Annotated in this window: 9 protein-coding genes and 1 rRNA gene; 7 read left to right on the top strand and 3 right to left on the bottom strand. The window is 62.0% G+C overall.

Annotated elements, in window-relative coordinates:
• From rrf to F8O05_RS13480, 3 genes are all read left to right on the top strand, one after another.
• Positions 1 to 80: ribosomal RNA gene (rrf, locus tag F8O05_RS13490) — 5S ribosomal RNA — on the top strand; the annotation flags it as partial.
• 105 nt (positions 81 to 185) lie between these two features.
• Positions 186 to 578 (top strand): nucleotidyltransferase family protein, encoded by a 393-nt coding sequence (locus F8O05_RS13485; RefSeq protein ID WP_318655828.1) that lies wholly within the window; start codon positions 186 to 188, stop codon positions 576 to 578.
• Positions 579 to 617: 39 nt separating this feature from the next.
• A complete protein-coding gene (locus F8O05_RS13480; protein ID WP_158053279.1) occupies positions 618 to 1,868 on the top strand; it encodes an MFS transporter in 1,251 nt (416 codons plus the stop codon).
• A 56-nt stretch (positions 1,869 to 1,924) separates the two neighbouring features.
• Here the strand turns inward: F8O05_RS13480 and F8O05_RS13475 are convergent, their stop codons facing one another.
• On the bottom strand, positions 1,925 to 2,974 hold the full coding sequence (locus F8O05_RS13475) for an NAD(P)-dependent alcohol dehydrogenase (protein WP_158053270.1): 1,050 nt from the start codon (positions 2,972 to 2,974) through the stop codon (positions 1,925 to 1,927).
• Between the two features lie 184 nt (positions 2,975 to 3,158).
• Between F8O05_RS13475 and purU the strand changes: the two genes are divergently transcribed.
• The 3 genes from purU to F8O05_RS13460 are packed head-to-tail and all read left to right on the top strand — an operon-like array spanning position 3,159 to position 6,337.
• Entirely contained in the window at positions 3,159 to 4,067 is a 909-nt protein-coding gene (gene purU / locus F8O05_RS13470; protein WP_158053269.1) for a formyltetrahydrofolate deformylase, read from the top strand.
• Positions 4,068 to 4,101: 34 nt separating this feature from the next.
• The gene (locus F8O05_RS13465) at positions 4,102 to 4,950 is read left to right on the top strand and encodes a methylenetetrahydrofolate reductase (RefSeq protein WP_158053268.1); all 849 of its coding nucleotides are present in this window, start codon (positions 4,102 to 4,104) and stop codon (positions 4,948 to 4,950) included.
• 40 nt (positions 4,951 to 4,990) lie between these two features.
• The gene (locus F8O05_RS13460) at positions 4,991 to 6,337 is read left to right on the top strand and encodes an aminomethyltransferase family protein (RefSeq protein WP_158053267.1); all 1,347 of its coding nucleotides are present in this window, start codon (positions 4,991 to 4,993) and stop codon (positions 6,335 to 6,337) included.
• A 137-nt stretch (positions 6,338 to 6,474) separates the two neighbouring features.
• Here F8O05_RS13460 and F8O05_RS13455 read toward each other — a convergent pair whose 3' ends face one another.
• The gene (locus F8O05_RS13455; protein WP_158053266.1) at positions 6,475 to 6,945 is read right to left on the bottom strand and encodes a MarR family winged helix-turn-helix transcriptional regulator; all 471 of its coding nucleotides are present in this window, start codon (positions 6,943 to 6,945) and stop codon (positions 6,475 to 6,477) included.
• Positions 6,946 to 7,142: 197 nt separating this feature from the next.
• On the opposite strand from F8O05_RS13455, the gene F8O05_RS13450 reads away from it, so the two are divergent.
• The gene (locus F8O05_RS13450; RefSeq protein WP_158053265.1) at positions 7,143 to 7,841 is read left to right on the top strand and encodes a GntR family transcriptional regulator; all 699 of its coding nucleotides are present in this window, start codon (positions 7,143 to 7,145) and stop codon (positions 7,839 to 7,841) included.
• A gap of 89 nt (positions 7,842 to 7,930) precedes the next feature.
• On the opposite strand, the gene F8O05_RS13445 is transcribed toward F8O05_RS13450, so the two are convergent.
• Complete coding sequence (locus tag F8O05_RS13445; RefSeq protein WP_158053264.1) at positions 7,931 to 9,325, bottom strand: aminomethyltransferase family protein; 1,395 nt, start codon at positions 9,323 to 9,325, stop codon at positions 7,931 to 7,933.
• Between the last annotated feature and the right edge of the window lie 65 nt (positions 9,326 to 9,390).

The raw sequence follows: 9,390 nt of genomic DNA, 5'->3' as shown, positions 1-9,390 counted from the left end.
TTCCGAACCCGGAAGCTAAGCGTCTTTGCGCCGATGGTACTGCATGGGGGACTGTGTGGGAGAGTAGGTCACTGCCGGACTTCTTTTATAGAGGGGATATCCTGTTTGGGGTATCCCCTCTTTTTTTGTTTCCACTCAACCGGTGTGGCTGGCGGTTCAAGGTGCTGGCAGATTATTCTGGAGTCATGAATGCTGCAGGCTCGGCGGCACGAGCAAAACGAATGCTGGCGCAGGGGTCCACACTGCAGTCCGTGGTTCGTCATGCAGAAGAACTCCGAGCAGCCATCGGGCCGCTAGGCGGACATAATCTAGCCGTGTTCGGCAGCGTCGCTCGTGGCGAGGATCGAGCAGATAGTGATGTTGATCTCTTGATCGACCTCGACGAGGGGACTGGTCTGTTCGCCTTGCTCAGGATGCAGCGGCTCGCGGAGGACATCCTCCAGAGAACGGTGGATTTGGTCCCCCGCTCCGGGCTCAAGCCCGATGTCGCTGCACGCGCGTTCTCGGAAGCCGTGCCGCTTTGCGATCATCGGGACCGAGGCTTCGATAGTGCGGTGCCGGACAATAGACATCGATGAGAACGTGCCACTTTGGCTGGTAGGGAACATGACGTGTCTATGAAGGAACCCATTCCTTCAACCACCGGCAATCTTGATTGCGCCTCCGTGCAGCGACGCACTATGGCGGTGCTCGTCATCATGCAGATCGTCGGCACGGTCGGAGTGGGTGTGGCGCCATCGGTCGGCATTTTACTCGCGAGCGAAGTGACGCAAAACGAAGCCTGGGCGGGACTCGCGCGTACCGCGAGCACGCTGGGCGCCGCACTCTTCGGGCTTCCATTGGGGAACCTCGCAGCACAGTTTGGACGTCGCTTCGCGCTCTCGAGCGGCTGGTGGGCTGCGGCCTTGGGGAGTGCGATGTTGGTTGTGGCAGCGCAATTCAGTTTGGTGGTTCCCCTATTCGTGGGGCTGCTGCTGATTGGCGCGGGTTCCGCCGTGAGCCTGCAGGCTCGCTTTGCCGCCACCGACCTCGCGGAACCCGCTCACAAGGGTCGGGCGCTCTCACTGGTCGTCTGGGTCGGGATGATCGGCTCCGTCCTCGGTCCAAACCTCGGGGTTCCGGGTGGATTCATTGGCGAGCGCACGGGCCTTACCGTATACGCAGGCGCGTTCCTCATCGCTGCCGTCTGTCTGGCGGTCGCCGGACTCATTGTCTTCGCGCTGCTGCGGCCAGATCCGCTCGTGACTCTGCAACGTGCATCCGGAATCGAGGCGAGGAAGCCGGAATCGATGGGCGCACGTATCCGGAAGGTGATGCAAGAACTGAGCACGAACCGGCCCGCGCGCTATGCCGTCATCGCGATCATTACCGCGCAAGTGGTGATGGTGGCGATCATGACCATGACGCCGGTGCACATGCAGCACATGGGGGATTCGATCACTGTGATCGGCTTCACCATCAGCCTGCACGTCGCCGGGATGTATGCGCTGGCGCCACTGGTTGGGTACCTCAACGACAAGTTCGGGACCCGCCCGACGATCGCCTTCGGGATCGGCATTCTCGTCGCATCCCTCAGCATTGGTGCGGCCTGGCCTGAAGAGACCGGGGGAGTGATTACCTCCCTCATCCTGCTCGGTGTCGGCTGGTCCTTCATCAACGTCGCCGGCTCTGCGCTTTTCAGCCGAGTGGTGTCGGAAGAAACGCGAGCTTCCTCGCAGGGCGGGGTGGATGCACTGTCGAACCTTTTCGGTGCAACCGCCGCCTTCGCCGCTGGCCCATTGCTCATCCTCAGCAGCTTCTCGATCCTCTCGCTGATTGCGATCGTGGTGCTGCTGCCCTTGGCTTGGCTAACTTTGGTGCGGCGTTAGGCGAAGGTGACGGTTCATCCGCGGTGGCCCGTCAGGGCCACCGCGTCACCTGACTACTAGGAGTGAGGTGCAACGACCGCGCGGCCGGAGACCTTGCCGTCGACGAGGTCTTGGTAGGCGTCGAGGGCCTTGTCCATCGGGTAGACGGTCACCTCGGGCTTGATGAGGCCAGCGCGGTAGAGATCCGCCACGTCGTAGAGGTCCTCGATCGTGCCCCAATAGGTGTTGGTGAGCTCAGCCTCGTAGGGATTCGTGTAGAAATCCCACTCGACCTTGCCGCCGGCGATGCCCACCACGGTGATGCGACCGCGGCGCGCGACGACCTGCTGTGCCACCTCGACAGTCGGCTTGACGCCGACGAAGTCGAACACCGCATCCACCCCGCGGCCGCCGGTGAGCTCGCGAATCTTCGCGGCCTGGTCGGGGCCGCCCTCGACCGTGATGGCGCCGTTGCGCTCTGCCATGGCCATCGCATCCGCCTTCATGTCGGTGGCGATCACGGTCGCGCCGGTGAGTGCCTTCAGCATCTGCACGCCGAGCTGGCCGAGGCCACCGAGGCCGATGACGAGTGCGAACTTCCCGCCACCCTCGAGCTGACGCATCGAAGTCTTGATGGCGTGGTACGGGGTGAGCCCGGCATCCGCCAGGGGAGCGGCCTCAACCGGGTCGGCGTCGCCGAGGGGGACGAGGTTGCGGGCCGGGGCCACGATGTACTCCGCCATGCCGCCATCGCGACCGAGGCCCATGCCCATGTAGGGCATTTCAGCAACGTTGTCGCAGTAGGTGTCCTGCCCGCGCGAGCAAGAACGGCAGTGACCACAGCCGATCGGGCCGTAGATGAGGTAGGCGTCGCCCTTCTTAAGGCCGGTCACGCCCTCGCCGAGTTCTTCAATCCAGCCGGAGTTTTCGTGGCCGAGCGTGTATTCCGGGCCCAGGAAATGTGCGACGGGAAAGTCGGCGTCGTAGTCCTGGAAAATTGCGACATCGGAGTGGCAGGCGCCCGCTCCGGCAACTTTCAATAGCACCTCGCCCGGGCCAGGTGTCGGGCGGTCAATCTCTTTGAGTTCGGGGAACGTTTTCCAGTTGGTGAACCGTACGGCCTTCATGATTGCTCCTTGACTGACGCCGGAAGGGGTATGTGGCGTCGGCTCCATTCTCTCGCTAACGGATGTCGGATTGGCTGAGATCAAGAGTTTCAAGTGGTTGACACCCTCCGGCAGTTTCAGTAGATTGAAACTGTCGATCGAGGACGATCAATCCGCACTCATTTCGGTTCGACGAGGAGAAGAAATGACCGCCACCCAACCGACTAGAGGAACCCTGCCCCAGGTGATTCGCCGCGATCAGGCGACGCTGCTGGTCAGCGGAGCTGACCGCCAGGGACTCGTAACCGAAGTATCGAGCGTGCTGGCCGATTTTGACGCGAATATCATTTCGCTCGACCAGCACAGCGATGACCCTTTCGGGGGCAATTTCTTCCAGCGCACCGTGTTTACGGTCACGGACTTCGAAGCAAAACAGTCCGCACTTGAGGCGGCGCTCGAGGACAACATCACTGAAGAATTGGGGCTCACATGGCAACTCATTCCCGGCAGCAAAATCAAGCGCGTCGCCATCCTCGCCTCAAAGGCCGATCACTGCCTGCTCGACTTGCTGTGGCGACAGCGGCGCGGCGATATCCCCATGTCCGTGGCGATGGTGATCTCAAATCACGTGGACGTCGCCGCCGACGTGCGACAGTTCAACGTGCCGTTCTTCCACGTGCCTTCCGCCGCGGGCAGCGACAAATCCGCGGCCGAAGCTGAAATCGTCAAGCTCCTCGAAGGTAACGTCGACCTCGTGGTGCTGGCTCGTTACATGCAGATTCTCTCGCCCGAGTTCCTTGACCAGGTAGGGGTGCCGATCATCAACATTCACCACTCTTTCTTGCCCGCATTTATCGGTGCCGCGCCCTATCGCAAGGCGAAAGAACGCGGGGTCAAGCTCATCGGCGCCACTGCCCACTACGTGACCGCTGACCTCGATGAAGGGCCAATCATTGACCAGGACGTCGTGCGCGTCACCCACGCCGACACCGCCGCCGATCTGCAGCGCCGCGGTGCTGACGTTGAGCGCCAGGTACTTGCACGCGCGGTCACCTGGCACTGCGAAGACCGGGTCATGCTCAACGGCCACGAGACGGTCGTCTTCTCCAACTAGCCGACAACGAAGTCACCACTACCGAAGGACCCCTATGATTGCCACCCAAAACCCGGTCGTGCTCTTACGCGACTACTCCATCGAAATGACCGCACGGGATATCGACGAAGTGCCCGAAGCCGCATCCCACCTCCCGGCGAAAACTCGAGTCAACGTCACCTTCCTCGCTACCGAGAGTCTCGAGCAGCGCGTGGCCGGGGCCAAAGCGGTGTTGGATGCTGGGCTCACCCCGGTCCCGCACATCGCGGCCCGCAGATTGAAGGGGCAGTCGGAGCTGCGGAAATCCTTACGAGTGCTGCAGGACGCAGGTGCCAGTAAACAACTCTTTGTGGTTGGTGGCGACCCGGCGGTACCCGAGGGGCCCTATGCATCCTCTTTCGAGGTGATCGAATCGGGGATTCTGCCCGAGTACGGCGTCGAACACGTGGGCATCGGCGGTTATCCCGAGGGTCATCCGGATATTTCGCAGGACGTGCTCTGGGAAGAACTCGAGAAGAAGACTCGCGCGCTCGCGGCACAGGGCCTCGAAGCAAATATCCTCACCCAATTTGGGTTCGATGAGGCGCCGATTCTCGACTGGATCGCCGAGGTCCGCAAACGCGGCATTACCGCGAAAATCCGCATCGGTGTGCCGGGGCCAGCTGGCGTGAAACGGCTGCTGGGGTTCGCGCGCCGCTTTGGCATCTCCTCGAGCGCGGGGATCGTGAAGAAATACGGCTTCTCGCTCACCAACCTGATGGGCACCGCTGGCCCCGATCGACTGCTCGAAACTCTCGCAGAACACCTCGACCCGGAAGTCCACGGCGATGTGGGCATCCACTTCTACACCTTCGGAGGGGTGGCCGCGACCTCGAAATGGGCCGAAGACTACCTCGCCAACTAACCGCAAATTTTCACACTTTCCACAACGAAGAGGAATCACCATGTACGGACGCAACTTGCAAGAGGCCATCGATGCCGCCGGATCGCCAATCAACCTGCTATGGGTGCCCGATGCCAAAGCCTGGACGGTGCCAGTCGTTCCCCCGGAATACCGAGGTTGGGCTCAAGAACAGGTCGCTTGGCGCGAGACCGTGGCGCTCTTTGACCTTTCGTACCACATGTTTAACAGCTTCATCGTGGGGCCGGATGCGGTCAAACTACTGAGCGAGGTCAGTGCGAACAACTATGAGAAGTTCGCGATCGGCCAGGCCAAGCAGTTCATCCCGGTCGCCTACGACGGCAATATCATCACCGACGGCATCCTGCTGCGAAACGATACGAACTCCTTCACGCTCGCGGGACCGCCCGCATCCCACACCTGGGTTGGCTACCACGCACGCACCGGCGGCTATGACGTCGAGGTCACCACCGAACCGGACGCATCGGTTCGGAAGGAAGGCGACCCGAGCCTATTCCGCTTCCAGATTCAAGGACCCGCCGCGATGGAAGTCATGGAGCGCGCACTCGGCGGCCCGGCTCCCGAGGTGAAATTCTTCCACTCGGCCTTCGTCGACATCGACGGGAAGCGCGTTCGTGCACTGCGGCACGGCATGGCTGGCCAGGCGGGCTTCGAGCTGATCGGCGATTACGCCGATTACGACGCGGTGAAGGATGCGCTGGTTGCGGCCGGTACGCCAAACGACCTGCAGCTGGTCGGCGGCATGGCCTACTTCACCAATGGCGTGGAAAGCGGCTGGATTCCCACCCCGACTCCCGCGATCTACACCGACCCGAAGTTGCGCGACTACCGCGAGTCGATCAGCGAGTTCTCCTTTGAAGGCAAGCGGCCCCTGTCGGGTAGCTACTTTTCGGAGAATATCGAGGACTACTATCTTTCGCCGTGGGAGCTCGGTTACGGCCGCTCGATTCACCTCGACCACGAGTTCATCGGTCGGGATGCGCTCGCGGCTGCTCGGGAGACCGCCACGCGAAAGCGCGTCACGATTGAGTTCAACCGCGAGGATGTCGCGCGAGTGCTCGGTGCCGACCTTGGTTACTTCAACACCTACGCGCGGCTGCGGATCGAGGATTCGCACGGCCTTCAGGGAATGACCTACTGGACCACGCGGATCTCACCGCTGGATCGAGTGCTCGCGCTGTCGATCGTGGATGCAAGCGCCGCTACTCCCGGCACCGAAGTTGAAGTGGTCTACGGTAGCCACCCAGGTGCGGGAACCGCGTCGGATGCAGATCTCGGCTTCGAGCGCATCCGCGGCATCGTGCAACCCTCGCCATACGACCAGTACGCGCGCACGCAATACCGCGCGAACACCCCCGCGCAGGTGTAGTCGACCGGTGGGTTAGCGCCGAGTCGTGGTGTTTGCACCGAGCCGCGCTGTTCTATCAGCATGGCTCGGTGATTGCGGCATGGCTCGGCGCTGTGTGGACCCGGCTCGGTGAGGCGCGGCGGCGCGGATGCGGGGCGTTAGACAGTAGGCCAGAGGGGCTCGTAGCTAGGCTGCGGGCCCTCTACCTTTTCCACGATGTCCGTGAGCGCGGCCTTCGAGTCGCGCACGAGGTCCTCGCCGAGGGTCTCGGCGAGCTCGGCCTGTAATTCACTGAGTGCTTGCTTGCCCGCGCGCACTCCCTCGCGCCCGGCATCCGTCAGTTGATACCAAATGATGCGCTTGTGTGTGGGGTGCGGCACCCGCGTGACCCAGCCCATCCGCTCGAGCGAAGAAAGCGTGGTCGACGTCGACTGCGGGGATACGTGCAGCAGCCGGGCAAGGTCGGAACCGGAGAGGTTCCCGAGCTCGTCGAGGTGAACCGCCATGCCGACCTGCGAGGAGGTAACTCCGAGGTCGGCGAAGGTGTCGTCGAGCTTCTTGCGAAGGACCTGGTGGGCTCGAAATAGTTTGAAGGGGAGTCCATCGGTCCATCCAACGAGTTCGGTCACGGTGCTGCACTTTCTTGGGGTGTCTTCGTTGAACTGGCTTGTAGTCTCGCACGCGACGGGTCGTCGGCGTGAGGGTCAGCGCATCCGGGTTCGTGTTGTCTGTAGTTTGGCATGCGCTGGCGTGGAAGACTCCATCCCACGGCGTATCTTTTGAAATCCAGGCCAAAATCAATTGTGATTTCGATTATGATTTCCTTATGGTTAGCAAAGACGCCCCGGCCAAGAGTAAGTCTGAACAGGCATACCAGATCCTGAAGGATCGCATTGCCGATGGCACCTTCGTGCCCGGCTTTCGCCTGGTAATCGACCAGGTGTCGCGCGAGTACGGCATTAGCTCCGGTCCCTGGCGCGAATCGCTGCGGCGGCTGGAAGCCGAGGGCTGGGTCGAGATCATTCCCAATGTCGGGGCGATCGTGCGCCGCTTCGACGGTGGGGCCTGGTACCGCACGCTGCGATTGCTTTCGCGGCTCGAGGGGCTTGCGACTGCCCTTTCGGCACCAAACCTCACCGCGGAAGACCTGGCTGCGGCGCGCAAGCTCAACGCCGATATGCGGCAGGCGCTCGAGAACTTCGACACCGCCACCTTCGGGCAGCTTAACTGGCAGTTTCATCAGGTGCTTTGCGGCAAGTGCGATGACGAGAACCTCAACCGGCTGCTCGATGCCGAATGGATGCGCATGCAGGTCATCCGCCGATCGGCATTCTGGGCGGCACCCGGCCGGGCACTCGCGGCTTTGGATGAGCACGAGGAACTCGTGGCACTGATCGAGTCGGGTGGTTCCTTCGATGAGATCGAGGCGCTTGCTCGCCAGCACGAGGTGAACACGCTGATCGCGGTCGAGACTAAGGACGTCGAAGCCCGCGTGGCGGAATTCACCGACCACACGCGTAAATAGCCCAAAGCGGCTCACGTCTGTGAGACTGCGGGGCTGGTGGATGCGCATCCACCAGCCCCGCAATCTTCCGCACGGATCGCGATCACTCGCTAGGCGCCCGAACCCTGCGTGCCCTCGGTGAAGGGGCGGTCGCTGATGACACCGCGAACCTTCGTGACTGTGTGGCTCTCGACCTGCGGATTCTTTGTTGCGCCCTTGGGCTCACCCCAGACCACATTAACTTCGCGTCCCTCGATGGCCTGATCCTCGTCAACCACCGCCAGAGAAATCCAACCCCGCACATTGGCCGTGTAGCTCGTGAGCATGGCGAAGCCGATCAGATTGCCGTCCACATCCTCAACCCGGTCGAATTGTGAGCCGGTGTAGAAGGCGGCTGGCATCTCGAGGTACTTGTGGCGCTGGTCGCCCGGCAGCGTGTAGCTCTCGACGATGCGCGCAGCCTCCGAGGGCTGCCACTTGATCCACACCTTCTTCTTGTGGGGCTGGTGCTGGATGCGCTCAAGCGCCTCGCGGCCGATGAAGTCGTGATCGAAGCGGATCATCCGGTTGTAGCCGAGGTCATAGGGGGTGAGGTAGTAGTCCTCAATGGTTTCGCCCACGAAGGAGCCGCCCAGCTGCAGGGTTGCCTCGAAGGAGCGGCTCGACTGCCACTCGCGGAATTCCTGAGTCTCGGCCGAAGAATAGTACGCCGGCAGGGTGTTCGCGATCCAGCCCGACTCGGTCGCGACGGATGCATATGCGCGGCCACCGACCTGGCGTAGGCCGTGCTCGGCACCGGCTTCGAGGATTGTGTCGCGGACATCTTCGAATTCCTCGTATGGGCCAAAGAACTCGTAGCCGGGGAAGCCGCTCATGCGGTGGTTGAGCGCGGTGACCTCGTACTTGCCGACATTGAACTTGCCCATGTGGAAGAAGGGGATTTCGGGCAGCGGCCCGCCATTGACCTTTTCGTAGATCGCGCCGGCGGTGGGGCCCTGCAGCTGTAGTCGGTAGAGTTCGCGTCCCTGCTTATTCTGCACCGTGCGCTCATCGCGGCGGATGGTCACGTCGTAACCGTGCTTCTCGGCGTTGAATTGCACCCAGTTGAGCGCCGGTGCGCGGCCGACGATGCGTACGTGGTTTTCGCCGATGCCGAAGAGGATCGCGTCGCCGATCATATTGCCGTCGGGACCGACCGCAATGAGTTGCTTTGCCTTCATTGCGCCGAAGCCCTTGAAGCCGTTCGCACCCACGTGAGAAAGGAGTGGAATCACGTCGGGGCCCTGCACCACGAGGTCGGTCATGTGGTGGGAGAGGTCCATCAATGCGGCAGATTCTCGCCACGCGGTCTGTTCATCACGCCAGTTGGTGAATTCTGGAGCGATGGGGAAGGGGAATGTGCCGCTGCGACCGCCACGCAGGAGCCCGAGCGGACCCCCGGCGGCGTCGATTTCCTGCTGCAGGCTGGCGGTATTGCGGTGGGTGTCTTGCTGGATTGTGGGCATCTGTGCACCTTTCTCTGTGGCCTCGCATCATTGCGAGCTGCAGTCAGGGTATCAGCGCATTGAAA

The organism is Gulosibacter chungangensis, from assembly GCF_008831155.1.
In the GTDB taxonomy this organism is placed as follows: domain Bacteria; phylum Actinomycetota; class Actinomycetes; order Actinomycetales; family Microbacteriaceae; genus Gulosibacter; species Gulosibacter chungangensis.
This window is presented reverse-complemented; position numbering and strand designations above follow the sequence as displayed.

Coding starts and splice junctions, on each gene's coding strand:
- F8O05_RS13485 (WP_318655828.1), top strand. CDS start 186: ATGAATGCTGCAGGCTCGGCGGCACGAGCAAAACGAATGCTGGCGCAG.
- F8O05_RS13480 (WP_158053279.1), top strand. CDS start 618: ATGAAGGAACCCATTCCTTCAACCACCGGCAATCTTGATTGCGCCTCC.
- F8O05_RS13475 (WP_158053270.1), bottom strand. CDS start 2,974: ATGAAGGCCGTACGGTTCACCAACTGGAAAACGTTCCCCGAACTCAAA.
- purU (WP_158053269.1), top strand. CDS start 3,159: ATGACCGCCACCCAACCGACTAGAGGAACCCTGCCCCAGGTGATTCGC.
- F8O05_RS13465 (WP_158053268.1), top strand. CDS start 4,102: ATGATTGCCACCCAAAACCCGGTCGTGCTCTTACGCGACTACTCCATC.
- F8O05_RS13460 (WP_158053267.1), top strand. CDS start 4,991: ATGTACGGACGCAACTTGCAAGAGGCCATCGATGCCGCCGGATCGCCA.
- F8O05_RS13450 (WP_158053265.1), top strand. CDS start 7,143: ATGGTTAGCAAAGACGCCCCGGCCAAGAGTAAGTCTGAACAGGCATAC.
- F8O05_RS13445 (WP_158053264.1), bottom strand. CDS start 9,325: ATGCCCACAATCCAGCAAGACACCCACCGCAATACCGCCAGCCTGCAG.